At 69.4% G+C, this 26,692-nt stretch carries 27 protein-coding genes; 15 read left to right on the top strand and 12 right to left on the bottom strand.

Annotation, left to right across the window (positions count from 1 at the left end):
- Window positions 1-73 precede the first annotated feature (73 nt).
- Window positions 74-697, top strand: coding sequence for a DUF2242 domain-containing protein (locus AC3A6X_RS26690; protein WP_487844991.1), 624 nt, complete (start codon window positions 74-76; stop codon window positions 695-697).
- A 7-nt stretch (window positions 698-704) separates the two neighbouring features.
- Here AC3A6X_RS26690 and AC3A6X_RS26685 read toward each other — a convergent pair whose 3' ends face one another.
- Entirely contained in the window at window positions 705-935 is a 231-nt protein-coding gene (locus AC3A6X_RS26685) for a hypothetical protein (protein ID WP_309966931.1), read from the bottom strand.
- Between the two features lie 204 nt (window positions 936-1,139).
- On the opposite strand from AC3A6X_RS26685, the gene AC3A6X_RS26680 reads away from it, so the two are divergent.
- Both AC3A6X_RS26680 and AC3A6X_RS26675 read left to right on the top strand, forming a co-directional pair.
- Complete coding sequence (locus AC3A6X_RS26680; protein ID WP_487844990.1) at window positions 1,140-1,517, top strand: VOC family protein; 378 nt, start codon at window positions 1,140-1,142, stop codon at window positions 1,515-1,517.
- A gap of 139 nt (window positions 1,518-1,656) precedes the next feature.
- A complete protein-coding gene (locus AC3A6X_RS26675; RefSeq protein ID WP_487844989.1) occupies window positions 1,657-1,854 on the top strand; it encodes a hypothetical protein in 198 nt (65 codons plus the stop codon).
- A gap of 6 nt (window positions 1,855-1,860) precedes the next feature.
- Here the strand turns inward: AC3A6X_RS26675 and rocF are convergent, their stop codons facing one another.
- From rocF to senA, 6 genes are read right to left on the bottom strand one after another with little or no spacing between them, the layout of a single operon-like run.
- Entirely contained in the window at window positions 1,861-2,778 is a 918-nt protein-coding gene (rocF, locus tag AC3A6X_RS26670) for an arginase (RefSeq protein WP_487844988.1), read from the bottom strand.
- Window positions 2,779-2,797: 19 nt separating this feature from the next.
- Window positions 2,798-3,616: a phosphonate ABC transporter, permease protein PhnE gene (phnE, locus tag AC3A6X_RS26665; protein WP_487844987.1), complete on the bottom strand. Its 819-nt coding sequence runs from the start codon at window positions 3,614-3,616 to the stop codon at window positions 2,798-2,800.
- A complete protein-coding gene (locus AC3A6X_RS26660) occupies window positions 3,613-4,479 on the bottom strand; it encodes a PhnE/PtxC family ABC transporter permease (protein ID WP_487844986.1) in 867 nt (288 codons plus the stop codon). The genes phnE and AC3A6X_RS26660 overlap by 4 nt, the downstream gene beginning before the upstream one ends.
- Window positions 4,476-5,306, bottom strand: a complete 831-nt coding sequence (locus AC3A6X_RS26655; RefSeq protein ID WP_106556425.1) for a phosphonate ABC transporter ATP-binding protein — start codon at window positions 5,304-5,306, stop codon at window positions 4,476-4,478. The genes AC3A6X_RS26660 and AC3A6X_RS26655 overlap by 4 nt, the downstream gene beginning before the upstream one ends.
- Window positions 5,307-5,319: 13 nt before the next feature.
- Window positions 5,320-6,186 carry a putative selenate ABC transporter substrate-binding protein gene (locus AC3A6X_RS26650; protein ID WP_487844985.1) on the bottom strand — a complete coding sequence of 289 codons (867 nt, stop codon included), beginning with the start codon at window positions 6,184-6,186 and terminating at the stop codon, window positions 5,320-5,322.
- A 32-nt stretch (window positions 6,187-6,218) separates the two neighbouring features.
- Window positions 6,219-7,400, bottom strand: a complete 1,182-nt coding sequence (gene senA / locus AC3A6X_RS26645; protein ID WP_487844984.1) for a selenoneine synthase SenA — start codon at window positions 7,398-7,400, stop codon at window positions 6,219-6,221.
- A 28-nt stretch (window positions 7,401-7,428) separates the two neighbouring features.
- Here senA and senB point away from each other — a divergent pair, with 28 nt between their 5' ends.
- Together senB and selD are read left to right on the top strand one after the other, a co-directional pair.
- Entirely contained in the window at window positions 7,429-8,391 is a 963-nt protein-coding gene (gene senB / locus AC3A6X_RS26640) for a selenoneine biosynthesis selenosugar synthase SenB (protein ID WP_487844983.1), read from the top strand.
- A 26-nt stretch (window positions 8,392-8,417) separates the two neighbouring features.
- Window positions 8,418-9,479, top strand: coding sequence for a selenide, water dikinase SelD (gene selD / locus AC3A6X_RS26635; RefSeq protein WP_487844982.1), 1,062 nt, complete (start codon window positions 8,418-8,420; stop codon window positions 9,477-9,479).
- On the opposite strand, the gene AC3A6X_RS26630 is transcribed toward selD, so the two are convergent.
- A complete protein-coding gene (locus tag AC3A6X_RS26630; RefSeq protein ID WP_487844981.1) occupies window positions 9,469-11,073 on the bottom strand; it encodes a WS/DGAT/MGAT family O-acyltransferase in 1,605 nt (534 codons plus the stop codon). The genes selD and AC3A6X_RS26630 overlap by 11 nt on opposite strands.
- A gap of 310 nt (window positions 11,074-11,383) precedes the next feature.
- Between AC3A6X_RS26630 and AC3A6X_RS26625 the strand changes: the two genes are divergently transcribed.
- From AC3A6X_RS26625 to AC3A6X_RS26595, 7 genes are all read left to right on the top strand, one after another.
- The gene (locus tag AC3A6X_RS26625) at window positions 11,384-11,935 is read left to right on the top strand and encodes a hypothetical protein (protein ID WP_487844980.1); all 552 of its coding nucleotides are present in this window, start codon (window positions 11,384-11,386) and stop codon (window positions 11,933-11,935) included.
- Window positions 11,936-11,986: 51 nt separating this feature from the next.
- Window positions 11,987-12,439, top strand: coding sequence for a phasin family protein (locus AC3A6X_RS26620; RefSeq protein ID WP_487844979.1), 453 nt, complete (start codon window positions 11,987-11,989; stop codon window positions 12,437-12,439).
- Between the two features lie 25 nt (window positions 12,440-12,464).
- Window positions 12,465-13,097, top strand: coding sequence for a TetR/AcrR family transcriptional regulator (locus tag AC3A6X_RS26615; protein WP_487844978.1), 633 nt, complete (start codon window positions 12,465-12,467; stop codon window positions 13,095-13,097).
- Window positions 13,098-13,172: 75 nt separating this feature from the next.
- On the top strand, window positions 13,173-13,946 hold the full coding sequence (locus AC3A6X_RS26610) for an esterase/lipase family protein (protein WP_487844977.1): 774 nt from the start codon (window positions 13,173-13,175) through the stop codon (window positions 13,944-13,946).
- Between the two features lie 400 nt (window positions 13,947-14,346).
- Window positions 14,347-14,478, top strand: coding sequence for a hypothetical protein (locus AC3A6X_RS26605; RefSeq protein ID WP_487844976.1), 132 nt, complete (start codon window positions 14,347-14,349; stop codon window positions 14,476-14,478).
- On the top strand, window positions 14,475-14,816 hold the full coding sequence (locus AC3A6X_RS26600) for a VOC family protein (protein ID WP_487844975.1): 342 nt from the start codon (window positions 14,475-14,477) through the stop codon (window positions 14,814-14,816). The genes AC3A6X_RS26605 and AC3A6X_RS26600 overlap by 4 nt, the downstream gene beginning before the upstream one ends.
- A 9-nt stretch (window positions 14,817-14,825) precedes the next feature.
- Window positions 14,826-15,356, top strand: coding sequence for a hypothetical protein (locus AC3A6X_RS26595; protein ID WP_487844974.1), 531 nt, complete (start codon window positions 14,826-14,828; stop codon window positions 15,354-15,356).
- A gap of 29 nt (window positions 15,357-15,385) precedes the next feature.
- Here AC3A6X_RS26595 and AC3A6X_RS26590 read toward each other — a convergent pair whose 3' ends face one another.
- Window positions 15,386-15,625, bottom strand: coding sequence for a hypothetical protein (locus AC3A6X_RS26590; RefSeq protein WP_487845079.1), 240 nt, complete (start codon window positions 15,623-15,625; stop codon window positions 15,386-15,388).
- On the opposite strand from AC3A6X_RS26590, the gene AC3A6X_RS26585 reads away from it, so the two are divergent.
- Entirely contained in the window at window positions 15,545-16,336 is a 792-nt protein-coding gene (locus AC3A6X_RS26585) for a GNAT family N-acetyltransferase (RefSeq protein ID WP_487845073.1), read from the top strand. The two genes, AC3A6X_RS26590 and AC3A6X_RS26585, sit on opposite strands and share 81 nt — an antisense overlap.
- Window positions 16,337-16,348: 12 nt before the next feature.
- Here AC3A6X_RS26585 and AC3A6X_RS26580 read toward each other — a convergent pair whose 3' ends face one another.
- From AC3A6X_RS26580 to AC3A6X_RS26570, 3 genes are all read right to left on the bottom strand, one after another.
- Complete coding sequence (locus AC3A6X_RS26580) at window positions 16,349-19,570, bottom strand: bifunctional cytochrome P450/NADPH--P450 reductase (RefSeq protein WP_487844973.1); 3,222 nt, start codon at window positions 19,568-19,570, stop codon at window positions 16,349-16,351.
- 97 nt (window positions 19,571-19,667) lie between these two features.
- Entirely contained in the window at window positions 19,668-20,921 is a 1,254-nt protein-coding gene (locus AC3A6X_RS26575) for a branched-chain amino acid ABC transporter substrate-binding protein (protein WP_487844972.1), read from the bottom strand.
- 53 nt (window positions 20,922-20,974) lie between these two features.
- Window positions 20,975-21,646, bottom strand: coding sequence for a TetR/AcrR family transcriptional regulator (locus tag AC3A6X_RS26570; RefSeq protein ID WP_487844971.1), 672 nt, complete (start codon window positions 21,644-21,646; stop codon window positions 20,975-20,977).
- A gap of 83 nt (window positions 21,647-21,729) precedes the next feature.
- On the opposite strand from AC3A6X_RS26570, the gene AC3A6X_RS26565 reads away from it, so the two are divergent.
- Complete coding sequence (locus tag AC3A6X_RS26565; RefSeq protein ID WP_487845072.1) at window positions 21,730-23,343, top strand: AMP-binding protein; 1,614 nt, start codon at window positions 21,730-21,732, stop codon at window positions 23,341-23,343.
- A gap of 10 nt (window positions 23,344-23,353) precedes the next feature.
- Complete coding sequence (locus tag AC3A6X_RS26560) at window positions 23,354-26,689, top strand: carboxyl transferase domain-containing protein (protein WP_487844970.1); 3,336 nt, start codon at window positions 23,354-23,356, stop codon at window positions 26,687-26,689.
- Window positions 26,690-26,692 lie beyond the last annotated feature (3 nt).

The following is a 26,692-nucleotide window of genomic DNA, read 5'->3' as shown; positions in this document are numbered from 1 at the left end:
GACGTCCAATCGGGGCACCGCAAGCGGGCAAGCGCCGCTAGCATTCCGCATCCCCGACATTGGCTTCTTTCTCATGCGTCCTCCCCTTCCGCACGCAGCCGTCGCGCTGCTGTTCACGCTTCTTCTCGCGGGCTGCGGCATCAGTACCCCGAAGCGGGTCTCCTACGACCCCGAGGAATTCGATTCGACCACCACTCACACGCGCAGCTTTCGCGCGAGCCAGGCCGAGACCTGCGAGGCTGCGCGCCGCGCACTGCTGAGCCAGGGCTATCTGGTGACTGCCGCCAACGCTGACCTGGTGGCGGGCCGCAAGAGCTTCCAGCCGGCCAGCGAAGTGCACGTGGAGGTCGAACTGCGCGTGGTTTGTGCGCGCGACAGCGGCGGCGCGAGCACCATCGCCTTCGCCAGCGCGCTGCAAGATCGCTACAGCCTCAAGAAGACCAACAACTCGGCCAGCCTGGGCGTCGGCGCGCTGGGTTCGTTGTCGCTGCCTTTTTCTTCGAGCGACGATGCGCTGGTCAAGGTGGCCAGCGAGACGCTGACCGAGGAGCGCTTCTACGATCGCTTCTTTGCCCTGATCGACCGCTTCCTCGTGCCCGAGGCGGTGCAGAGCACGCCGGTCGCGCCGCCCGCGCTGCCGGTGCCGAGCAACGATGCACCTCTGCGCGAGGTGCCGCTGTCGCCGTCGCGGGGCTGACTCGGGTTCAGCAGATCGGGACCGAGCGCGCCGCGTAGGCGGGCAGGCCGGTCAGGCCGCAGAGGCGTTGCATGACGCCATAGCCTTGCGCCAGTGCGGCGGCATAGGTGGCGAAAGGGCGATCGGCGCGATGGAGCGCCTCGAAGTGGCCGTCGTGGCGCACGTCCTCGTGGATCACCCAGTAATAAGACCCATCGAACGGTTGTTCCACCACCAGGCCGATCTTCCTTACATCCATGTCTTGCTCCTCGCTCTGAACTCGAAATGAGTACTTAAGAATGTAAGACTATGTGTCTCATTTGAGGCGCTGAAAAGTTCACGCTTCACCGCCTTTTGCGGCGCTTGCACCTCGTCATCCCCGCCGATTGACTTCACGGTTGCGCTGTGGGACGGTGCCAACGGGTTGTGTACTGACGTCACCACCGTCGACAAGGAGCAAGCCATGCTGGGAAACAAGGAAGCCGTCGCGAACCTCGCGGTCAAGGACATCGACCGGGCAAGAAAGTTTTACGAGGAAACGCTGGGACTGACGCCGATCGAGACCGATGGCGACGACATGGTCGTCTTCCAGAGCGGCGTTTCGACACTCAACGTCTACTGCTCGCAGTACGCGGGCACCAACCAGGCGACCGCCGTCACCTGGGCCGTCGGCGACGAGATCGAAGCCTTGGTCAGCGAACTCAAGGCCAAGGGCGTGCGATTCGAGCACTACGACATGCCCGACACGCGACTCGAAGGCGACATCCATGTCGTGGGCGAGATGAAGGTCGCGTGGTTCAAGGACCCGGACGGCAACATCCTCAACCTCATCAACCAGTAAAAAGAAATCAAAGGTTCTAAGCGCATGCGGGATCGCGTTTTTGCGCTCAGTGTTTAGTTTTCTTCGGTGACTTATTCACTCCCGTTTCGAGAGGGCGGCCGATACGCTTCACTCATCTTGTTCCTCGATGGAGATCCCCTTGGTCCCCTCCCACCTGAAGCGCGCTTTCGACGACTGGGCCCGGAGCCTGGAAGAAAGCAATGCCGGCACGCTGCCCGAAACCGGCCAGCCCCTGGTGTCGTCCACCGAATGGGCGCGGCTGGAGGACGTGGCCGTGCGGCGCACCCTCGGCATCTCGGTGCGCGTGGTCCCCAGCGTGTTCGCGCGCCTGCCCTGAGGCGCCTCAGCGCACCAGGGTCGACTTGCCGAACAGGCTCTCAATCAGCTCGACCGCCACTTCCGCCGTGCGGTTGCGCACATCCAGTGCGGGATTGAGCTCGACGACGTCGAGCGAGGCCAAGCGTCCGGTGTCGGCAATCATCTCCATGCACAACTGCATCTCGCGCCAGGTCGGCCCGCCCCGCACCCCGGTGCCCACGCCCGGCGCGTAGTCGGGGTCCAGGCAGTCGAGGTCGAAGCTCACGTGCAGGTGGGTGTCCTCGCCGATGTCCTGCAGCGCCTCGGTCATGGTGGTGCGCATGCCGTGCTCGTCGATGTGGCGCATGTCGAAGACGTTCAGGCCCAGCGCGCGGATCGCCGCCTTTTCCTCCGCGTCGACGCTGCGGATGCCGAGGAAGCGGATCGCATCGTGCTCCAGCGCCGCGGCCTCGCCGCTCCAGCCGCTCAGCGCCTCCGGCCCGTGGCCCAGCAGGCAGGCGACCGGCATGCCGTGGATGTTGCCGCTGGGGCTGGTGCGCTCGGTGTTGACGTCCGAATGCGCATCCAGCCACAGCACGCGCAGCTTCTTGCCGCGCCGGCGCGCATGCCAGGCGATCGCGCTGATGGAGCCGATCGCGAGGCAGTGGTCGCCGCCCATCAGCAGCGGCAGGTGGCCGGCGCCCATCGCCTGGTCGACGGCCGCGTAGACCGCCCGGTTCCAGGTGACCACTTCGTCCAGGTGGCGCAGCCCGTTGGCCGGCTCGGTCCAGGGCGTGGCCGGGCCCGCGAGGTTGCCGCGGTCCACGATATCGAAGCCCAGGCGCGACAGGGTGCCGGCGATGTCCGCCACCCGCAGTGCGTCCGGCCCCATGCCGGCGCCGCGCACGCTGGCGCCGATGTCGGTGGGGGCGCCGATCAGCTCGACCGTGGTGAAGGTGCTCATGGGCGAATCTCCGAAAAGGTCATGCGTGGGCGGGGACGAGGCCGCGCCGAAGGCGGCCGCTTGCAGTGTCCACGATGAAGACCAGCACGAACATGGCGCCGATCACGGTCGCCGACTGCGCCTGCTGGAACAGCGAAAGATGAAAGTACAGCATCTGCCCCAGCCCGCCGGCGCCGACGAAGCCGAGCACGGCGGCCATGCGGATATTCATCTCCCAACGGTACAGCGCATAGGCCAGCCATTGGGGCCATGCCAGCGGCAGGCTGCCGTAGGCGAAGGCCGCGACCGCGCCGCTGCCGGCGTCGCGCAGCGCGCGCTCGGGCGTGGGCGGCACGTTCTCCAGCGTCTCGCCGAACAGCCGGCCGAACACGCCGCTGGTGTGCAGCGCCAGGGCGAGCACGCCGGCGAAGGGGCCGAGCCCGGCCGCCAGCACCATCAGCGCGGCCCACACCAGCTCGGGCACGCTGCGCAGCAGGTTGAGCGCCAGGCGCGAGGCCTGCCGCAGCGCCGGGCCGAAGCGGCCCGAGGCCGGCAGCGCCAGCGCGGCGCCGCCCAGCATCGCGAGCAGCGTGCCCAGCGCCGAGACCGCGAGCGTCTGCAGCGCGCCCCAGGCGGTCTTGGCCAGGAAGTCGGGCGACAGGTCGGGCGGAAAGAATTCGGCCACGAACTTCGCCATCGAGGCGAGCGACTCGCGCGCCGCGAGGGCGCGGAAGTCGATGCCGAGGTAGAGGAAGCTGGCGATCACCGCCAGCAGGATCGCGGCGCCAGCCAGCAGGCAGCCGAGGCAAGGCCCGGCGGCGCGCGCCCGTTCAGTGGCCGTGGGGCGGGTCGGGTTCATGCCAGCCACTTTCGCAACAGGGCACTCAGCGCATCGGCCATCAGCACCAGCAGCAGGAACACGATCAGGATGCTGCACGCCTCGCCGCCGTTGAGCATCTTCATCGACTGGTCCATCAGCTGGCCCAGCCCGCCGGCGCCGACGAAGCCCATCACCACCGAAGCGCGCACCGCGCACTCCCAGCGGTAGACGGTGTAGGAGGCCAGCTCCTGCGCCGCGCCCGGCAGGAGGCCGTAGCACAGCGCGGCGAGCCGCCCGCTGCCGGCCTCGAGCAGCGCCCGCGCGGGCCGCGTGTCGCCCGACTCGAGAATCTCCGAGTAGATCTTGCCGAGCATGCCGCTGTAGGTGATCGCCAGCGCCAGCACGCCGGCGCCTGGTCCCAGGCCGAAGGCCCGCACCAGCAGCAGCGCCCACACCAGCTCGGGAATGGCGCGCAGCACGGTGAGCACGCCGCGCACGGCCGTGCGCATCGCCTGCCCGCGCCATCGCCCGGGCCCAGGGCCGATGCGCGAGATCGACAGCGACCGTGCCGCCGCAAAGGCCAGCGGCACTGCGAGCACGAAGGCGAGCGCCGTGCCCGCGGTCGCCATCGCGAGGGTCTGCAAGGTCGCGTGCGCCAGCAGGCCCAGGAAATCGGCCGACAGCGCCGGTGGCAGGAAGCCGGCCAGGAAGCCACCCATCACGCGCAGGGTGCCGGGCGCCAGCAGCGCCTGGGGCTTGAACTCGGCGATGACCAGCATCGGCCACAGCACCATCAGCGCGAGCAGCAGAGCGCCCAGGCGCCGGCGGGCGAGCGGGTCGCGCAAAGCGGCCTTCGCGCCTTCGGGCGGCCGGGCGGCTTCGGGCGGCCGGGCGGCGCTCATCGGCAGGCGGTGGGCAGCGGGCGCGCGCGGGCGCCCTCGAGGTCGAAGCCGTGGGCCTGGGTCGGCAGCAGGCTTCCCTCGGTGGCGTAGAGCTCGTGGAGCATGCCGGGGCTGACCTCGGCGGCCGGCGCATCGAAGACCACGACGCCCGCGCGCAGGCCGACGATGCGGTCGAACCACTTCAGCGCCAGGTCGACCGCGTGCAGCGATGCGAGCAGCGTGGCGCCCGTGGCCTGGCTCTGCGCAATCAGCTCGCCGACCGCCAGGTCGGCCAGCGCCGGGTCCAGCGCCGACACCGGCTCGTCGGCCAGCAGCAGTTCGGGCGCCTGGTAGAGCACGCGCGCCATGCCCACGCGCTGCAGTTGGCCGCCGGAGAGCCGGTCGCAGCGGTCGAACAGCCGGTCGGCCAGGTCGAGCCGGGCCAGCACGGCCTGCGCGCCGGCGATGTCCGCCGGCACCAGCAGCGAGGCCAGGGCGCGCCCGCCTGACCAGGCGCCCAGCCGGCCCGCCAGCACCGCGGTGATGACGCGCAGCCGCGGCGGAATCGGCGGCGCCTGGTGGATCAGCCCGATGCGCGCGCGCAGCGCCTTCAGCGGCCGCGCGCGCAGCTGCCAGGGCCGCGCGCCCAGCAGCTCGACGCGGCCTTCGCTGGCGCGCAGCGCGGTGGCGGCGATGCGCAGCAGGCTGGTCTTGCCCGCGCCCGAGGGGCCGATGACGGCCACGCGCGCACCCGGCGCGACCCGCAGCGTCACCCCCTGCAGCGCGCGCTGGCCGTTGGCATGGACCAGGCCGACGTCCTCCAGCGCCAGCGCGGCTTCGGCAGTCAACGGCGCGGCCCGCCTACTTGATGAGCCCGGCCGACTTCGCCGCCGCCTCGATGCCGTCGTAGTTCGAGGCCTGGGTCGGGATGAACTTCGAGGCGCGCTGCAGCTCGAGGATTTCCTTGTGCGCCGGATTGGCCGCGTCGAGCTTCAGGAAGGCGTCGGCCAGCTTCTTCGTGGTCGCGGCATCGAGGCCGGGGCGCACGGTCCAGTTGTAGTCGTAGTAGGGCGCGGTGGTCGCGAGCACGCGCACCTTGGCGGCGTTCGGATTGGCCGACTCGACGAGCTTGTCCATCACCGAGGCGTTCAGCACGCCGGCTTCGGCCCGGCCCGAGGCCACGAAGGCCACTGTCGCGTCGTGCGCACCCGAGAAGGCGATGGTCTTGAAGTCCTTCTCGGGATTGATGCCGGCCTGCAGCAGGAAATGGCGCGGCATCAGGTGGCCCGAGGTCGATGACGGCGAGCCGAAGGCGAAGGTGGCGCCGCGCAGGTCGGCCAGCGTCTTCGCCTTGCTGTCGGTCGGCACGATGAACTTGCTGGTGAACTTCTCGTCCTCCGCGCGCTGCACGATCGGCACGGCCGCGCCGCCGGTGCGCAGCTTGGCCTGCACGAAGGTGAAGCCGCCGAGCCAGGCCAGGTCGATCTTGTTCGTGGCCAAGCCTTCAACCACGGCGGCGTAGTCGGTGACGGGCGTGAACTGCACGTCGAGGCCGGTCTCTTTCTTCAGGTACTCGCCCAGCGGCTTGAACTTGCGCTGCAGCTCGGTCGGCGCCTCGTCGGGGATGGCCGAAACGCGCAGCGTCGTGGCGCTCTGCGCCTGCACCGGCAGGCCGGCGGCCAGGCCCAGCAGGCAGAAGAGGGTGGTCTGGAGGAACTGTCGTTTCATGATGGGCGTACCGAAGGAAAGAGGGCCGCAGTTTAAGGAGACGCGGTGCGGAAGCCGGCGAAGACATCGTTGCGGGCGGGCTGGAAGAAGTTGCGGTAGTGCGGATCGTGCAGCCGCGCGTGAGTGGCGAAGGCGCCTCCGCGCAGCTCCCGGTGGTCGCCGAACCAGGGGGCCGAGTAGTCGCGGTAAGGGCCGGGCGCGAAGCCGGGGTAGGGCGTGAAGGTGCTGGCGGTCCATTCCCATACGCTGCTTCCCCAGGCGAAGGCGGATTGGGTGGCGGCCGCGTGCTCCCATTCGGCGGCTGTGGGCAGTCGGCGGCCGGCCCAGCGCGCGTAGGCCTCGGCCTCCCAGGCGCTGAGATGGATCACCGGCTGGTCGGGGTCGAGCGGCAGCCAGCGGTCGAACCAGCGGGTCTCCCATTGCTGCGAGACGCGCCGCCAGCGCGCGGGGTGGCTGCGGGGCTGTGTCGCGCGCCAGCGTCCGGCCTCGCCGGGCCAGAAGGCCGGATTGGCGTAGCCTCCGGCTTCCACGAAGCGCAGGTAGCGGCCGGCCGTGACCGGCATGGCGTCGATCTCGAAGGCGGCCAGGGCAACGGGATGCTCGCCGAGCTCGTTGTCGAAGGCGAAGCCGCCGCGGGCCGCGGGCCAGCCGATGCGGGCCTGCGCGGCAGGCAGCGCGATGACAGGCGCCTCGGCCAGGCGCGGCAGTTCTGCCAGGCCGACAGGCGCGAGGTAGCCCAGCATCGCGCGCAGCCAGGCGAAGGCCTCGTCGTGCATGTCTTCGTGGAACAACGCCAGGCGATGAAAGTACAGGGCTTCGTCGCTGTCATCGCATTGCGCGAGCGCGGCCAGGCAGGCCTCGAGCTGCGCATCGAGGCGCGCGTCGATCTCGTCCCGCGTGGGCAGGGCCACGGACCAGCGCGCGATGTGGGCCAGCCGGGCCGAGTCGAACAGGGCGTCGGGCCCGGCGATGCGCGCCGGCCCGCTCGCCTGCACATAGCCTTGCGCATCGACCGCGTGCGGGCCGCGCAGCACCCAGAACTCGCCGAACCAGGCCAGGTGCGACAGCTCCCAGGCGACCAGGTTCACGCCGGTCTGGCGCGGCACCTGCCATTGCGCATCGCTCAGGTCGAAGGTCCAGGCGCGCGTGCGTGCGCGGCATTCGCGCAGCGCGGCCGCGAGCGCTTCGCCGGCGAGGGTGCGTGCGTCAATCATGGCGATGGCGGCCTGACAGAATGCGCCGATGAGCAAGAAGCCGCACGTCCTGATCGTCTCGCCCGCGCTGGCGGATGCGAACAACGGCAACTGGCGCACCGCTTCGCGCTGGGGCCGGTTTCTCTCGGGCGTGGCCGAGGTCGAGATCGCGCGCGCCTGGAACGGCATGGCCTGCGACGCGATGATCGCCCTGCATGCCCGCCGCTCCGCCGAGGCGATAGCGCGCCTGCATGCGGCGCGCCCGGCCTGCCCGGTCGCGCTGGTCCTGACCGGCACCGACGTGTACCGCGACATCGAAGAGAACGAGGCTGCTCGGCATTCGCTGCAGTGTGCCAGCCAACTGGTGGTGCTGCAGCCCGATGCGCTCGATCGCCTCGGGCCGGCCGAGCGCGCGAAGACCCGCGTGATCCTGCAGTCGGCCGGCCGGCTGCACAAAGGCGCGGCGGTCCGCAGCTTCAACCTGGTTGCGGTCGGGCATTTGCGCGACGAGAAGGACCCGCTCACTCTCATGAACGCCGCGCGCCGCTTGCCCGCGGCAACGCGGGTCCGCATCGTCCACATCGGGGACGCGCTGGTGCCCGAGCTCGGCGAGGCGGCGCGCCGCACCATGGCCGAATGCCCGCACTACCGCTGGTTCGGCGGGCTCCCGCCCGACGCCACGCGGCGCTGGATCGCACGCGGCCGCGCGCTGGTGCACATGAGTCGGATCGAGGGCGGCGCGCAGGTGGTGATCGAGGCGGTGCGCTCGGGCGTGCCGGTGCTGGCCAGCCGCATCGGCGGCAACCTGGGACTGCTGGGCGAGGACTACGAGGGCTGCTTTCCTGCCGGCGACGACGCGGCGCTGGCGGCACTGATGGAACGCTTTGCGGCCGAGCCCGTCTTCGCGCGGCGACTGGCGGCGCAGTGCGCGCTGCGCGAGCCGCTATTCACCCCGCCGGCCGAACGTGCAAGCGTGCGTCGCCTGCTGAGCGACCTGCTCGCGCCACCATAATCGGCCAGACCTGGAAAGGGCCCACCATGAACGACCGAAGCACTGCCCCCGCCCTCCGTCTCACCAGCTTCTCCCACGGCGGCGGCTGCGGCTGCAAGATCGCGCCGGGCGTGCTGTCGGAGATCCTGCGAAACAGCGGCAGCGGCATCATCCCGCCCGAGCTGCTGGTCGGCATCGAGACCGCCGACGACGCGGCGGTCTACCAGCTCAACGACGAGCAGGCGCTGATCGCCACCACCGACTTCTTCATGCCGATCGTCGACGACCCTTTCGACTTCGGCCGCATCGCCGCGACCAATGCCATCAGCGATGTCTACGCCATGGGCGGTACGCCGATCATGGCGCTGGCGCTGGTGGCGATGCCGGTCAACCAACTGCCGCTGGAGGTGATCGGCGAGGTGGTGCGCGGCGGCCAGGCCGTGTGCCGCGAGGCCGGCATCCCGATCGCGGGCGGCCACACCATCGACTCGGTCGAGCCGATCTACGGGCTGGTCGTGATGGGGCTGGTGCATCCCAAGCGGGTCAGGCGCAACGCCGATGCGAAGGCCGGCGACGTGCTGGTGCTCGGCAAGCCGCTGGGCGTGGGCGTGCTCTCGGCGGCGCTCAAGAAGGAAAAGCTCGACGCCGAGGGGTACGCGCAGCTGATTGCCAACACCACGCGGCTCAACAAGCCCGGCATCGCGCTGGCTGCGCTCGAGGGCGTGCATGCGCTGACCGATGTGACGGGCTTCGGCCTGGCCGGCCACACGCTGGAGATGGCGCGCGGCGCCGGGCTGCAGGCCGTGATCGACTGGCCGCAGGTGCCGCTCCTGCCCCGTGTCGCCCAGATGGCGGCCGAGGGCTTCGTGACCGGTGCCTCGGGTCGCAACTGGGCTGGCTACGGCGCCGAGGTGCGGCTCGATGCCGCACTGCCGCCGGTGGCGCAGGACCTGCTGAGCGATCCGCAGACCTCGGGCGGCCTGCTCGTGAGCTGCGCGCCGGACAGCGTGCCGCAGGTGCTGGCGCTCTTCCACGAACAGGGCTTCGAGGCCGCCTGCGTGATCGGCCGCATGGAGGCCGGGCCGGCCGGCCTGCGCGTCAACGCGTAGCGGCAGCGGCCGCGGCCGCGCCGCGGCGGGCCGGGGTCTTGCGCGGGGCGGCGGCCTTGGCGGGTGCGGCCTTTCGCGCCGGTGTCTTGCGTGCCTTGGGCTTCGCAGGCGCCTCCGCTTCGACGGGCGTGGGCTGTGACACCGGCTTGGCCGCTTCCGCGGCTTGCGCTGGTTCGAGCGCCTTGACGCGGGCCAGGATCTCGCGGTGCTCGACGAGCAGGTAGTCCGCGATCACGTCCACGTCGGGTACCGCGCGACGGCAGGCGATCAGGCCGAAGTCCAGGCTGCCGTTGTAGCTTTGCACCGTCATGTTGAGCGCCATGCCGTGGGCCGGGATCGACACCGGGTAGTAGGTCAAGAGCTTCGCGCCGGCGAAGTAGAGCGCGGCCTGCGCGCCCGGCACGTTGGAGATCACCACGTTGGCCACCGGCGGCAGCCGGTCCGCCAGCCGCGAGCGACCGTACATCGAGGCCAGGCCCGACATCAGCCAGGGCGCGCCGAAGGAGGGGAAGTCGGTGGGGATCGCGGCCTTGATGTTGCCCATCAGGTTCTTGGCCGCGGTGGAGGACTCGCGGATGCGCTCGATGCGCTCGATCGGGTCGGCCACGTCGGTCGCCAGCGTCATGACCGTCATCGACACCTGGTTGTTCGACGAGGTGTCGCCCGGCGCACGCAGCGTCACCGGGATGGCCGCGGTCATCGGCTTCTTCGGCAGCTTGCCGTGGTCCGCCAGGTAGCGGCGCAGCGCGCCGGCGCAGATGCCCATCACCACGTCGTTGAGGCTGGCGCCCAGCTTCTTGCCCGCCTGCTTGACCTCGGCCAGCGGGATCGAGCGCACGGCGTAGGCGCGCTGGTTGGTGATGGCCACGTTGAGCGGCGTGCGCGGGCCCAGCAGGTTGAGGTTCTTCGGCTGCTGCCAGAGGCTCGTGCCCTCGCTGCGGGGCTGCGGCACGATCAGGCTCTGCACTGCGCGCGCCATGTCGGGGAAGGTCTTCACCAGCTTCACGTACTGCTGCAGCGTGTTGCTCAGCGCCGCGCCGGCCAGCTCGGCCACGCCCAGCTGGTAGCGGTTGTGGCGGCGCGCTTTCTGGCGCGGCGCCTTGACCGGCTCGGGATGCGGCTCCAGGCTCATGATGGCCTGCGCGAAGGCGCTTCCGGCCTGGCCATCGATGCCCGCATGGTGAACCTTCGTATACATCGCGACATGGCCGCCCTGCAGCCCGTCGATCACGTAGAACTCCCACAGCGGGCGGCTGCGGTCCATCAGCGTCGAGTGCAGGCGGCCCACGTACTGCTCGAGCTGGCGCAGCGTGCCGGGCCGCGGCAGCGTGACGCGGCGCACGTGGTAGTCGAGGTCCACGTCCTCGTCCTCCACCCACACCGGGTTCGACAGTTCGAAGGGCATCAGCGCGAGCTTGCGCGTGAAGATCTCCGACAGGTGCATGCGGCTCGCCACGTGCGCCTGCACGTCCTCGTAGTAGTCGCCCTTGTAGTCCGCAGGCAGCTCCAGCAGGTGCAGGCCGCCGACGTGCATCGGCGTCTCGGGCGTTTCGGTGTGCAGGAAGGTCGCGTCCAGGCCGCTCAGGTGTTTCATTCGGATGGGTTCCCGTGTTGTCGTGGGCGCGTGGTGCGCGATGTGGAGCGAGGGAAAATGATCCGCAATGCGCGAAGGCCCGGATAGCGGGTAAGCCCGAGGGCAGGGCGAGACGGCGCGAGGCCCGCAGGCCGTAGCATCTCGGGGCTTTGAAGAATTGGGGCAGTTGGCCTAACTATCCGACGGTTCTAGTTTTCAAGGCCTAGGGCTTTGCGAAGAAGATGAGGCCATCGCGTCGGAACCATGACGCGAGTGATGGCGGGATGGGTTCCCGGTGTCATGTGTCCCATCCCACTTCAAGGAAATCATCATGTCCACGCAAAACTTCTCCACCGCCGCCCTCCACGTGGTCGGCCAGTACAACGATGCCGGCAAGACCCTGGTCGGCGCCTACCGCGCCGGCGCCCATCGCCTGCTGAACGGCGCAGCCACGCGCACCAGCGAATTCCTCAACGCCCGCCAGCTGCCGCTGGTGAGCGAGACGCTCAAGGCCCGCCTGATCGGCGCGCAGGAGAAGGTCAATGGCTTCCTGGCCAACCGCCTCGACATCGACACCGGCCGCGTCGTCGCTGTGATGGACCGCATCGCCGGCACCACCACCAGCGGCATCGAGACGGTCGCCAACGCCGCCGCCCGCATCGAGTCGCCGCTGGGCAGCTCGGTCCTGCAGGCCCTGGGCACCCTGAACCAGCCGATCGCTACGGTCTCGGTGCAGATCGCCGACCGCATCGCCGCCGGCGCCAAGCAGATCGAAAGCCGCGTGGCGGGCAGCACGGAAGAAGCGACGCCGGTCAAGACCGTGAAGGCCAAGGCCCGCACGGCCGTGCGCCGCCCGGTACGCACTGCGCGCAAGGCCGGCTGAGCCCCATGGCGGGCCGGCCGCCTTTCGAATTGACCTGTCCTGGAGCAACGCATGGCGACTCGCCGCGATGAAACTGTCAGCGTGAAGAAGAAGGCGGCTGCGGCCGGCAAGAAAGCTGCGCCGGCCAAGAAGGCGGTGCCGCGCAAGAAGGCGGCCCCCGCGAAGAAGGCCGTGGCCCCCGATCCGAAGGCCGGCGCGCAGGGTTTGCTGCGCGCCGGCCTGAAGGCCTTGGGCAACGTGCGGGACGACGTGGTCAAGCGCCAGACCAACGTCATCGAGAGCCTGCTCGGCATGAGCCAGCCCAAGGGCGATGCGCCGCAGCGCGGCTTCGGGCTCGAGAGCTTCGGCATCCGCAAGTTCGAAGACGTCTTCGACCAGCGCGTCGCCACCGCGATGCAGCGGCTGGGCATGCCGACGGCGCAGGAGATCCAGGAGCTGCGCGAGCAGATGAAGCTGCTGCTCGAACACCTGGAGCGCATCGAATCCGGACAGCGCAAGCGCTGAGCGCCACCGGTCGAGCCCAGAGCCCGTGGCCAGCATCAACACGCGCGAACGCATCCTGCAGACCAGCCTGGCGCTGTTCAATGCGCAGGGGCTCGCGGCCGTGTCCACGCACCGCATCGCGGCCGAGCTCGAGATGAGCCCCGGCAATCTCCACTACCACTTCAAGGCCAAGCAGCTGATCGTCGATCGCCTGTTCCGGCGCTTCGAGGAGCAGCTGGAGCTGCTCAACGCTTCCTCCGACACCGTTCGCGCCATCGACGACCTGTGGCTCGCTCTGCACCTGCGCTTCGAGGCCATCGACGCCTACCGCTTCGTCTACCGCGACATGGCCTTCCTCGCGGGCGAGTACCCGGCGCTGGGCCAGCGGGCCCAGGCCCTCACGGCGCAGAACCTGCTGGCCGCGCAATCGCTGTGCGAGACGCTGCGGGTCGCCGGTGTCATCCAGGCGACAGCTGAAGACGCGCAGATGCTCGCGCTGCAGATGGTCTTCACCACCACCTGCTGGCTCTCCTTCGAGCGGCTGGTGCCGGGGCGCGATGCCCTGCAGCAGGCCGACCCGGGGCTGGCAGCCTTCTACACGCTGACGCTGGTTTCCCCCTATGTTTCCCGGGAGTCGAGGGCTTACCTTGATTACTTGCGTGGCAAATACCTCGGATAGGCGAACTCGCCATGCGGCGCACCAGGAACCGCCGCGGATGCGCGGTCACCCATAACGACGACAAAGGAGATATTCATGATGGCAGCCACCCAAGACCCCGTCGATCCGCCTTCGCGCCTGCTGCTGCTGGCCGAAGGGCGCGCACTCTGGGAGGCCGGCGCCGCGCTGGCCCTGTGGCCGTTGTTGCAACTCACGCCGCGCGGCGACGGCCATCCCGTGCTGGTGCTGCCCGGCCTGGTGGCCAGCGACATGTCGACCAAGCTGCTGCGGCGCTACCTCGAAGGCCGCGGCTACGACGCCCATGGCTGGGGCCTGGGACGCAACTTCGGCCCGCGCGATGGCATCGAGGACGGCATGATCGCCAAGCTCGAGGCCCTGCATGCCGAGAGCGGCCGCAAGGTCAGCCTGATCGGCTGGAGTCTGGGCGGCGTTTATGCGCGCCTGCTGGCCGCGCGCCATCCGCAATGGGTGCGCAGCGTGGTCACGCTGGGCAGCCCCTTCACGGGCAGCTCGCGCGCCACGAACGCATGGCGGATCTACGAGGGTGTGAGTGGCCAGAGCTCGGAAGACCCGCGGCGGATGAAGCATGTGCGCCCCACGCCGCCGGTGCCCACCACCTCCATCTTCAGCCGCAGCGACGGCGTGGTCGCCTGGCGCTGCAGCGTGGAGGAGCCCGGGCCGCAGTCGGAGAATATCGAGGTGATCGCCAGCCACCTGGGCCTGGGCGCCCACCCCGCCGTGCTCTATGCGCTGGCGGACCGGCTGGCGCAGCCGGAGGGGCTGTGGAAGCCTTTCGATCGCAAGCTGTGGGGGCCACTGGTGTATCCAGATCCGGGGCGGCCGGAATAGCTGAGAGTCTTGTGGCAAGCTACGCCATCGAGCAGTCCTGAGCGGAGATCGGTGTGCGTACAGACCTGGAAGCCCTTGAAGCCGAAGTTCTGAAGGTCGCGCTACGCTTCCTCTCAGAATTCGAGCGTGTTGCCGATCTGTTGGTAAAGCATCCAGGCTTCGGAACGCCGTCGGCGAGCGGCCGCAGAGCGTTTCCTTTGCGAGTCTTTCCGTAAACGGTCGTGTATCGACAGGGCGACGTTGGAATTCTCATACTCGTCGTCCGCCATCAGCACCGATAGCCAAGCTACGGCGGCGCGAGGCGTTAGTCCGCGAGGTGAGTTTCTTGATCGCGATGGAGGTGTGCCCATGATCTTCGACCACATCTGGAACAACGATCCGTTGCGACGAAATTGAACTCATGCGCCTCAAGGTGATCCGTTGCGACGAAACACGAAGCCGCTGGGCGCTACGCACCGAAGTGCGCAGTACTCAGCCGCTCAGCGCCAAAGCCGAACGTTTTGAACTCATGCGCCTCAAGGAACAACGGTGAGTGATCTCCAGGCCAGCAAGGCCTTCCGTCTCCAGGCGCTGGCGCCGCTCGGCATCGGCGCTGCGATGGAAGACGAAGGCTGGGTCATGCTCGGGCGACCCGGCAGGCCGCAGTTCTGGATCGGTTCCTTCGGCCCCAGTCCCGGCCCGATCCATCTCGCCTTTGCGGCAGAGAACCGCGAGCAGGTGCGGCAGTTCTATGAGGCGGCCCTGGCCGCCGGCGGCAAGGACAATGGGGCGCCGGGGCTGCGCGAGCACTATCACGCCAACTACTACGGTGCCTTCGTCATCGGGCCCGACGGACACAACGTCGAGGCCGTGTGCCACAGGCCGGAGTAGCCAGAAGCTGTGTCCTCCATCCAAGCCTGCGAACTGCCGGATCGGGCGCTGCTCGCAAGATATGCCCACGGCGGCGCTTATGCGGACTGCTACACGACCGACATGGCCGGCGTCGTGTCGCACGCGGCCTACGTAGAGGCCTTCTATACGGGCACCGTGTTCAAGCTGGAGAGATTCCTGCTCGCCCGGCTGGCATCCAGGCCCTCGACGGATGCGCAGGTGAGGCAGCTCGCTGCCGGCGAACGAGACACCTTTTCCGCCTGGAAGGTGGAGGCGCGGACAGACGATCAACTGCTGATGTGCGACCTTGCCGGCCGCACGCGCTCATGGCTGATGGTGGCGCAGGCGCCCGGCGGCAGCGGCCCGTCTTCCACACGCCTGTACTTCGGCTCCGCCGTGGTGCCCGTCGTGGACAAGGTCTCCGGCGAGGCCAGGATGGGCTTTCTCTTCAAGGCCTTGCTCGGGTTTCACAAGCTCTATTCCCGCGTGCTCCTGCACGCGGCGCGATCACGTCTGGCGCGAGCTGCCCGCGCCGCTTGAGAGAGAGCACGAGCGTGATCCGCCCCGCGCTACCCGCCGACGCTCGCGCCATCGCCGAAGTCCATGTGCAGTCGTGGCAGTGCGCCTACCGCGATCTGCTGCCGCACGCATTCCTGGATGCCCTGTCCGTCGAGAAACGGCAGGCCATGTGGGCGGAGTCGCTCGCGAAGGGAGAGCCGTCCCTGCTCGTGGCCGAAGTGGACAATCGGATCGTCGGTTTTTCGGCCTTCGGCATCTGTCGAGATAGCGGCGCGGCGTCCTGCGACCATGAGCTCTGGGCGATCTATCTCGCGCCGAGCCATTGGCACACGGGCGCGGGGCGCCAGCTATGGTTGACGTCGAGAGCGACGATGGCTGCGCGAGGCGCGGCGAGGATCAGCCTGTGGGTGCTCGCCGGCAACGAGCGCGCAATACGCTTCTATTCCGCGGCTGGTTTCCAGCCGGAGGCAGCCGCCACCCGGTCATTCGCGATGGGCGGCGCACAGGTCCAGGAGATCCGCTATGTGCTGCAAGATGCCGGCGGGCCGGCGCCTGCTTCGGCAGCACGCGTGGCGGCCGCGCGAGAATCGCATCCCCGCGACTTCGCAGGCAAGCCCATGACACGCAGACTCATCAGCTCCGGCTCCACCTTCGAGCAGGAAATCGGCTATTCCCGCGCCGTGGTGGACGGCGAGTGGGTCTTCGTCTCCGGCACCACCGGCTTCGACTACGCGACCATGACCATCCGCGACGGCGTCGTGGAGCAGGCCGAGCAATGCCTGCTGAACATCGGCGCGGCCCTGGCCGAGGCCGGCGCCTCCTTCGCCGATGTGGTGCGCGTCACCTACGTGCTGCCCAGGGCGGACGACTTCCCCGCCTGCTGGCCCGTGCTGCGCAAGTACTTCGGCGAGTCCAGGCCGGCCGCGATGATGATCTCGGCCGGCCTGGCGGACCCGCGGATGAAGATCGAGATCGAGGTCACGGCGCGCAAGCGCACCTGAGCTGCGCGGGCCTCAATTGCCGGCCCACACGTCCAGCACGTAGCGCTTGTCGGCGATCATGCGCTCCAGCCAGGCCTCGCCGTCCTGCCCATGCTCGCGCGCGATGTCCGACAGCGCGCGCCGCACGTCGGGCTCCATGCGCGAGCCGTCGCCGCACACGTAGACGATCGCGCCCTGGTCCAGCAGCCGCCAGACCTCGGCCGCCTGCTCGCGGATGCGGTCCTGCACATAGACCTTGCGCTCGCCGGCGCGCGAGAAGGCGGTGTGGAGCCGCACCACGCCGCGCTCGGCCCAGGCGTTCAGCTCCTCGGCGTAGATGAAGTCCTGCTCGGGATGGCGGCAGCCGAAGAAGAGCAGGGCCTCGCCCGGCACCGTGCCCTTGGCGATCTGCGCCTCGCGCTCCTGCAGGAAGCCGCGAAAGGGCGCGAGCCCGGTGCCCGGGCCGACCATGATGAGCGGCCGCTGCGGGTCTTCGGGCAGGCGGAAGCCCTCGGCCGTGGTCTCGCGCACCACGCCATGCACCAGCTCGCCGGCCTCGGCGCGCGCCAGGTAGTTGGAGCACACGCCCTCGAAGCGGCCGAGCCCGGAGCGCGCCGGCCCGGCCACCACGCCCACGGTCACGCTGCAGCGCCCGCCATCGACCGCCGGCGACGATGAGATGGAGTAGTAGCGCAGCGACAGCGGCGACAGCATTTCCAGGAACACTGCGAAGGGCGGCTGGCAGGCCGGGAACTCCTCCAGCAGGTCGAGCACCGACTTGCGCTTGTGCAGCACCTCGCTCTTGTAGAGCGCGGCCGAGGCCTCGTCGGCACCCGACAAGGCCTCCAGCTTGGGCCGGGTGAAGGGGCATTGCGCATGGCTTGCGAGCTGCGCGATCTGCTTGCGCGTGGCCACGTCCTGCAGCTCGACGTAGTCGCCGAGCAGGCGGTCGACCGCGATCACTTCGTCCACCGGCAGGGCGGCCTTGCGCCCCGGCGTGGCCTGCAGCCGCACATGGGCCTTGCGGTCGAAGCCGAAGCGCGCCATGGCACGCTCCACCTGCGCCGCGCCGTTGCGCGGCACCACGCTCAGGTGGTCGCCGGCGCGGTAGCTGACGCCTTCGGGAAGCTGCAGCTCCACGTGCCGGGTGGAGCGGCCGTTGTTGACAAGATCGCCACCCATCTGCAGCTCGCGGTTCTGCAGGATGCGCATGCCCACCGCGCCCAGCGCATCGACCAGCCCGTTCTTCTGCGGCGGCGGCATCTCTTCCAGCGTGTAGAGCGGCTCGCTCTGCAAGGGCGCCGAATCGACAGCCTTCAGCTCGAAGGTTTTCGCGAGCTGTGGCCACAGCGCATCGCTCCAGTCCTGGAAAGCGCCGTCCATGTCCTCGCGCGCATCGCCTTCGCCGCGCACGTGGATGCAGGTCGCGCCCAGCGCGGCCAGGCGCTCGTCGATGCGCCGCGGCACCGCCTGGTAGGTGGAGGCCCAGTCGGTGTTGCCGCAGCCGAAGACGCTGAAGCGCACGCCCTTGAGCGAATCGTCGGCGTGGTCCAGCCAGCGATAGAACTCGGCGGCGTTGTCGGGCGCCATGCCGTTGTACGAGGCGCAGACGATGGCCACCGCGCCCTCGGCGGGCAGCCGCTCGGCGTAGTCGTCCAGCGAGGCGAGCTGGGTGGAGTAGCCGCGCATCTCGGCGACTTCGGTCAGCTGGCGTGCCAGGTCCTCGGCACTGCCGAGGTTGGAGCCTTGCAGCACCAGCAGCGGGGTGCCGTGGCGTGCGACTTGCGGTCGGGGGGCAGCGGGACGCTCGGCCGCGGTTTGCACCGGTTGCGCGACGGCCGTGTCGCCGCGCGAGCGCGTGGCGGGATCGCGCGGCACCGCCCGGATCTTGAACCCCTCCGGCTTGATCGTGAGCGCCTCGCGGATCTTCAGCTTGTAGCCCGTGTGGTCGACCAGGTCGAAGCGCTGCAGGATCATGCCCAGCGTGAGCACCGCCTCCTGCAGCGCGAACTGCCGCCCGATGCAGGCGCGCTGCCCGTTGCCGAAGGGCTTGAAGGCATTGACCGGCCGCTCGCGCTCGGCCTCGCGGCTGAAGTGATCGGGGTTGAAGCGGTCCGCATCCTCGCCCCACACCGCCTTGTCGCGGTGCAGCGCGAGCGCATGCATGATCACCATGTTGCGCTTCTTGATGGTGTACTGGCCGCCGATGGTCGTGTCTTCCTTCGCGGCCATCGCGATCGCCGGTGCGGTCGGGAACATGCGCAGCGATTCCTTCAGCACCTGCAGCACGTAGACCAGCCGGTTGACCTGCGCGTAGGTGGGCTTCGCCGAAGGGTCGGGGCCGAACACATGGTCGACCTCGGCCTGGGCCTTGGCCATCGCCTCGGGGTTGTTGAGCAGGAAGTAGAGCGCGAAGGACAGCAGGCCGCTGGTGGTCTCGTGCCCCGCGATGAGGAACTCGATGCACTCGTCCCGGATCTGCCGGTCGTCCAGGCGCTCGCCGGTCTTCTTGTCCACGCCGGCGATCATGTAGCTCAGCAGGTCGGGCTTGGTCGCGATGTCGGCCCCGCTCTGGCGCCGCTCCTGGATGATGTCCTCCACCATCTTGTGCATGAAGCGGATGTCCTTGCGCTGCTGGGCCAGCTCCTTCTTGAGCATCAGCTCCTCGAGCGGGATGCCGCGCCGGTTCTGCACCGTCTCCAGCGTGCGCACCATCGCGTCGACGAAGGGATGGAAGCCCTCGCGGTAGAAGGAGTTGAAGCGGTAGCCGAAGCCGCACAGGCCGATGGTGTCGAGCGTGAGCGCGGTCATGTCGCGCACCACGTCCACCTCCTCGTCGAAGTTCAGGCGCTCCCACTTGGTCACCAGCTGCTCGCCGATGTCCAGCATCATCGGGTGGTAGGCCTGCATCGCGCGCTGGCTGAAGTTGGCCAGGAGGATGTTGTGCGGCTTCGACCAGGTCGACTCGTGGGTATCGGACGTGAACAGCCCGTGCGAAAGCGCACGCAGCCGGCGCAGCGTGCCCTTGGTGCTCTTGTCGAAGCGCTTCTCGTCGCACAGCTCGTCGACCAGCGCGGCCGAGGAGACCACGATCACCGGCATGCCCGGCATGTCGAGCCAGTAGATCTCGCCCAGGTCCTGGGCGATCTTCCACATGTCGAGCACCGGCGACTCGGAGCCGATCGACAGGATGTTGCCGACGAAGGGTTTCCGCGCGGGATGCGGGATCGGATAGAGCGGGTTCTTGCCTGCCATGGTGTTCTACAGCCTCCATCGCCCCTCTGCGGACGACATCGCAGTATCCCGATGCCACCGCGGGCGGCAGGCAGGGCAATCCCTTAGCGCGGAAGCATCACGAGGCCGGCCGCACCATCTTGCATTCCGTCCCCTGCGCCAGCTCGTTGCCCGTATAGACCGCGTCGGTGCGGAAGCCGTAGTTCGTGCCTTCCCAGCCCACCTTGACCGCCTTCCCGTCCACCGGGGCGATGGTGTTGACCACCTGCGGCAGCAGCAGCTGGTGGTCTTCCGCGCGCATGCGCACGGGGCCGACCACCGAATCGAAGCGCATGTCTTCCAGCGCGCGCGCCACCTTGGTGGTGTCGGTGCTGCCGGCCTTGTCGATCGCGGCGGCCAGCAGGCGCGGGGTGAACTCGATGCGCGGCGCCAGGAAGTCCTTGCCGGTCTTGGCCTTGTAGGCCTTGGCCAGCGCGTCGGCCTTGGGCGAGTCGGCCTGGCCCGGATGCCATTCGGCCACCCAGGTCAGCTGGCCCAGCCTGGCCTGCGACACCGCGAGCACCGTGCCCGGCACCGAGCCGGCGCTGTGGTTGAAATAGCGCAGGTTGTAGCCGGCATCGCCGGCGGCCTTGAGCAGGAGCGTCATGTCCTGGCCCCAGTTGCCGCTGATCACCGTGTCGGCGCCAGCCTGCTTCACGTTCGCGAGGTAAGGCGAGAAGTCCTTCACGCGCCCGATGGGGTGCAGCGCCTCGCCCACGAACTGGACGTCGGGCCGCGCCAGGCCTACCAGCTGGCGGCCGTAGCTGGCCCACTGCTTGCCGTGCGCATAGTCCTGGTTGAGCAGGTAGACCTTCTTGATGTCCGGCGTCTTCTTGATGTAGTTGGCCAGCGCCTTCATCTTCATCGCCGTGTTGGCCTCGGTCTGGAAGTGCCAGAAGCTGCAGCCCTTGCCGGTCATCTCGGGGTCGATCGAGGAGTGGTTGAGCACGATCAGCTCCTTGCCCGGGTTGCGCTGGTTCCAGCGGTTGACCGACTGCACCAGCGCCGTCACCACCGAGGAGCCCGAGCCGCCGGTCACGATGGCCTGCGCGCCCTGGTCGATCGCGGCCTGCAGTGCGCTCTGGCTCTCCTGCGCCGAGAGCTTGCTGTCGAACTGCAGCAGCTGCAGCTTCGTGCCGCCGAGCACGCCGCCCTTGGCGTTGATGTCCTCGATCGCGTACTGCGTGTGCGTGAGCATCAGCTCGCCCACGTTCGCGAAGGGGCCGGAGAGCGGATCGATGTAGGCGATCTTGTAGGTCTGCTGGGCCTGGGCCGTGCCGGCCGCGAGCAGCGCGGCGGCGGCCAGCGGCGCGAAGGCGAAAGAGAGGCTCATGGCTTGTCTCCGGAAGTAGGGTGGAAGAAAAGGGAAGGGCGCAGCGCCGGTGCTCAGCCGCCGCGCTCGCGCAGGCCCAGCACGCGCCATGCGAGCTGCGTCAGCTCGGCCACCACCTCGTCCGGCGGGAGCCGGCCCTCGGGCCGATACCAGCTGTAGAGGAAGCCGGGCAGGCTGAGCGCGGCCAGCGCGGTGATCTTGGTCTCGCGGAAGTCCAGGTCGCCGTCGCGCCGCGCCTCCTCGAGGAGGGGGCAGAGCCGGTCGTAGAAATGGCGGGCCAGCTTCTTCTGCGCGGCGATGTACTCGGGCCGGTACACCTGCGGCTCGCGGTAGGGGAAGAAGGCGCAGGGATGGTGGGCCACCGTGGCGCTGATCAGGCGCTCGATGCCTTCCTTGACCTTCTCGACCGCGGGCCGCCGATCGCCTTCGGCGAAGTCCAGCGAGGTGAAGCAGTCGACCGCCGGCTGCCACGAGAGCGTCTCGAAGATCTCCTGCTTGTCGCGGAAGTAGTAGTAGACGAAGGGCTTGGTGACGTCGAGGGCGCGAACGATCTGCGCCATGGTCGTGTTGGCGTAGCCCTGCGCCGCGAAGAGCTGCGCTGCCGCCTGCAGGATGCGCTCGCGCTGCACGTCGGTGCCCGCGGTGGCGGCACGCTGGCGACCAGTGCCCTGTGGCAGGTCGATGCGCGCAGAGGGTTTGTGCGGTGTCGCCGAGGTTATACCCATGGGTAGGATTGTTGAAGCACCATGCGGCCATGGCAAGCGGCCAAGCCTATCGATAACCCTGTGAGAGTGACGCCATGGAGACAATCACCGCGCTTCCCGACCGCCCCGACCAGCCCCTGCACGAGTACCTGCGCGCGCACGCGCGCGAGCGCGGCGAGCACCCGGCCTGCATCTGGTACGGCCATGCGATGAGCTACGCCGAGCTCGACGCCGCCAGCGATGCCTTCGCGGCGCGGCTGCAGGCCATCGGCGTGAAGAAGGGCGAGCCGGTGGTGCTGTTCCTCAACAACTGCCCGCAATACCTGGCGGCGCACTACGGCATCCAGAAGATCGGCGCCATCGTGTGCCCCAGCGGCCCGCTCAACAAGGAGCACGAACTGGCCTACCAGGTCGATGACCTGAAGGCGCGCGTGATCGTCGCGGCTTCTTCACTGCTTCCGGTCGTTGACAAGGTGCGTGCCCGGAGCGCGCTGGAGCACGTGTTCGTCGTGCACTACGCCGACCTGCTGCCCGAGTCGCTCACGCTCGACATGCCCGCTGACCTGGTCGCATCGCAGCGCGAGCCGCGCAACGTGCCCGCAGGCTGCGAGGACTTCCTGGCCGTGATGAAGAGCGGCGCGCGGCCCGCGCCCGTCGCGCTCTCGATGGACGACGTGGCCCTGATGACCTACACCTCCGGCACCACCGGCCTGCCCAAGGGCGCAATGCTGAGCTACGGCAACGCGCTCTTCAAGACACGCGCCGCGGCCGATTGCAACGGCGTCGCCGGCAGCGACGTGCTCCTGTCCATTGCGCCGCTCTACCACATCGCCGGCATGCTGATGGGCGTCAACGTGCCGGTGCTCACCGGCGCCACCTCGGTGCTGCTGCACCGCTTCGAGCCGCGCGCGGCGCTGCAGGCCATCGAGCGCTACCGCGTCAGCTGGTGGTACAGCATCGCACCGATGAACGTGGCCTGCATGCAGGTGGAGGGCATCGCGGGCTTCGACCTGTCCAGCCTGCGCATGAACCCGGTCACCAGCTTCGGCATCACCTTCACCGAGCCGCTGGCCGCGCAATGGCGCGGCTTCGCGAAGAACTGCACCTCCTTCGAGGCGGCCTACGGCCTTTCGGAGACCCACACCTGCGACACCTACACCCCGCACCATGCGCCGCGCTGGGGCACGCAGGGTGTGGCGGTGCCGGGCGTCACCATCCGCATCATCGACCCCGACACGGGCGCGGACCGGCTGGTGGGCGAGATCGGCGAGATCGTGCTCGCCAGCCCCGGCAGCTTCAAGGGCTACTGGAACAAGCCCGAGGCCACGGCCGCCACGCTGCGCAAGGGCTGGGTGCATACGGGCGACATGGGCAAGCTCGATGCCGACGGCTACCTGAGCTTCATCGGCCGCTTCAAGGAAATGATCAAGGTCTCGGGCTACAGCGTGTTCCCCGAGGAGGTGGAGACCATCCTCATCAAGCACCCGGCCGTGGCGCAGGCCGCGGTCATCGCCGAGCCTGACGCGGAGAAGGGCGAGGTGGTCAAGGCCTTCATCGTGCGCAAGCCGGGCGCCGCGCTCGAGGCCGAGGCGCTGGTGGCCTGGGCGCGCGAGAACATGGCGCCGTACAAGACGCCGCGCACGGTGCGCTTCATCGATGCGCTGCCCACCACCGGCGCCGGCAAGGTGCTGCGCCGGCTGTTGAAAGACCATCCCTGAAAGGCCTGCGTTGTTCAAGAAGATCCTTGTAGCCAACCGCGGCGAGATCGCGGTGCGGCTGGTGCGCGCGCTGCGCGACCTGGGCATCGCGAGCGTGGCCGTGCATGCGAAGGACGATGCCGCGGCGCTGCATGTGCAGCTGGCTGACGCGGCCGTGCCGCTGGCGGCGACCGGCCCCGCCGCCTATCTCGACGGCGCCGCGTTGATCGAGATCGCGCGCGCCCAGGGCTGCGATGCGGTGCATCCGGGCTACGGCTTCCTGAGCGAGCGAGTGGACTTCGCGCAGGCCTGCGCCGAGGCGGGGCTCTGCTTCATCGGGCCGACGCCCGAGCAACTCGCGCTCTTCGGCGACAAGGCGCGCGCCCGCGCGCTCGCGCATCAGTGCGATGTGCCGGTGATGCCGGGCAGCGCCGGCGCGGTGACGCTGGCCGAGGCGCAGGCCTTCTTCGCCGCGCAGCTGGCGCAGGACGGTGCGGGCAGCAACAGGAATGACGCCGGACCCGGCGTCATGGTCAAGGCCATCGGCGGCGGTGGCGGCCGCGGCATGCGCGCGGTCCTGCACGCGCGCGACCTGCCCGAGGCGCATGCACGCTGCATGTCCGAGGCCAAGGCCGCCTTCGGCGTGGAGGGCGTGTACGTCGAGCGCCTGATGCGCAATGCGCGCCACATCGAGATTCAAGTGCTGGGCGACGGACGCGCGGTCGCGAGCCTCGGCGAGCGCGAATGCACGCTGCAGCGGCGCTTCCAGAAGCTGGTCGAGATCGCGCCCAGCCCGTCGCTGTCGACCGCGCTGCGCGAGCGCCTCACGCAGGCCGCGCTGCGCATGGCCAAGGCCGTGGGCTACCGGGGCCTGGGCACCTTCGAGTTCCTGGTCGATGAACATTCGACGAGCCTGCCCTTCGTCTTCATCGAGGCCAATCCGCGTCTGCAGGTCGAGCACACGGTGACCGAGGCCGTCACGGGGCTCGACCTGGTGCAGCTGCAGATCGGCGTCGCGGCGGGGCAGTCGCTGGAAGCGCTCGGCATCGACGCCGACCGCAGTGCCGCGCAGCGCGGCTTTGCCGTGCAGTGGCGCCTCAATGCCGAGACGCTCGACGCGCAGGGCCAAGCGCGACCGGCCAGCGGGCGCCTGTCGCGCTTCGACCTGCCGGCAGGGCCCGGGGTGCGCGTCGATACCCACGGCTACGCGGGCCTGGCGCCTTCGCCGCACTACGACACGCTGCTCGCCAAGCTGATCGTGCATGCCTCCTCGCCGCGCTTCGACGACGTGCTGCGGCGTTCGCTGCGCGCCCTGGAGGAATGCCGCATCGAGGGCGTCGCGACCAACCTCGCGCTGTTGCGCGCGATCGGCGAGCGCCCCGAGTTCGCCACGCAGAAGCTGCACACGCGCTTCGTCGAGGCGCATCTGTCGGACCTGCTCGCGGCGGCCTCGCGCGTCGATGCGGCGGCGGCCAGGGCGGCGCATGCGCCTGCGGTCGAGCCGAAGGCGACGGCGCCGGAGGAGGATGAGAAGGGAGGCGCCCTCGTCGTCAAGGCACCCATGCCGGCCCGCCTGGTGCAGTTCGAGGTCGAGGTGGGCGATGTGCTGCCGGCCGGCGCGCAGCTCGGCGTGCTCGAGGCGATGAAGATGGAGCACCTGCTGCACGCCCCCGCGGCCGGCCGCGTGATCGCGCTGCTGGCCGCGCCCGGCGACTACCTCGTCGAGGGCCAGTCGCTGCTGCGGCTCGAGGCCGTGGATGCGCAGGCCGTCGAAGCCGAGGCACACGCCGAGCAGGACCTCGATGCGATCCGGCCCGACCTGCAGAAGGTGATCGACCGCCACGCCTTCACGCTCGATGCGAACCGCGGCGCCGCGGTCGCGAAGCGCCAGGCGCAGGGCGGCCGCACCGCGCGCGCCAACATCGCCGACCTGTGCGACCTGGCCGAGGCGCCCGGCAACTTCAGCGAGTACGGCGCCCTGGCGATCGCCGCGCAGACGCGGCGCCGCACGCTCGAGGACCTGATCGCCAACACTCCGGCCGACGGCATGGTGACCGGCATCGGCAGCGTCAACGCCGGGCAGTTCGGCCCCGAGAAGTCGCGCTGCGTGGTGATGGCCTACGACTACACCGTGCTCGCCGGCACGCAGGGCCTGCGCAACCACCACAAGACCGACCGCATGCTGGGCATCGCGCACCAGCTGAAGCTGCCGGTGGTGCTGTTCGCCGAAGGCGGCGGCGGGCGGCCGGGCGACACCGACATGCCGATCGTCGCCGGCCTCAACAACCACACCTTCAGCCAGTTCGCGGCGCTCTCGGGCCAGGTGCCGGTGGTCGGCATCGTGCATGGGCGCTGCTTCGCCGGCAACGCGGCGCTGCTGGGCTGTGCCGACGTGATCATCGCCACCGAGGCCAGCAACATCGGCATGAGCGGGCCGGCCATGATCGAAGGCGGCGGCCTCGGCACCTTCGCGCCCGAGCAGATCGGACCCAGCAGTGTGCAGTCGCGCAACGGCGTGATCGACATCCTCGTGAAGGACGAGGCCGCGGCGGTGGCGGCCGCGAAGCAGTACCTCTCGTACTTCCAGGGGGCGACGAGCGAGTGGCAGTGCGCCGACCCGCGTGCGCTGCGTCATGCGGTGCCCGAGAACCGCCTGCGCGTGTACGACGTGCGCGCCGCGATGCGCGGCGTGGCCGACACCGGCTCGCTGCTCGAGTTGCGCGCGGGCTTCGGCGCCGGCATCGTCACCGCATTGGCGCGCATCGAGGGCAAGCCGGTGGGCCTGCTGGCGAACAACCCGCATCACCTCGGCGGTGCGATCGACGTCGAGGCCGCCGACAAGGCCGCGCGCTTCATGCAGCTGTGCAATGCGCACGGGCTGCCGCTGGTCGCGCTGTGCGACACGCCGGGCTTTATGGTCGGCCCCGAGATCGAGGCGCAGGCGCAGGTGCGCCATGTGTGCCGCATGTTCATGGTGGCCTCGCACCTGCGCGTGCCCTACTTCGCGGTGGTGCTGCGCAAGGGCTACGGCCTGGGCGCGCAGGCGATGACGGCCGGCGGCTTCGATGCGCCGGTCTTCACCGTCGCCTGGCCGACCGGCGAGTTCGGCGCCATGGGGCTGGAGGGCGCGGTGCGGCTGGGCTTCCGCAAGGAGCTGGAGGCCGCGGCCGAAGGGCCCGAGCGCGATGCCCTGTTCAAGAAACTGGTCGCGCAGCAGTACGCGAACGGCGAAGCGATCCACATGGCGCAGACGCTGGAGATCGATGCGGTGATCGACCCCGCCGACACGCGCGCCTGGCTGGTGCGCGGGCTTGCGTCCGCCGCCACGGCGCAGCGGCCGGCCACGCCCTACGTCGATACCTGGTAGCGC

This window comes from Variovorax sp. Soil_C_12, assembly GCF_057657375.1.
The sequence above is the reverse complement of the archived record's forward strand: the minus strand, read 5'-3'. Positions and strand labels throughout refer to the sequence as shown.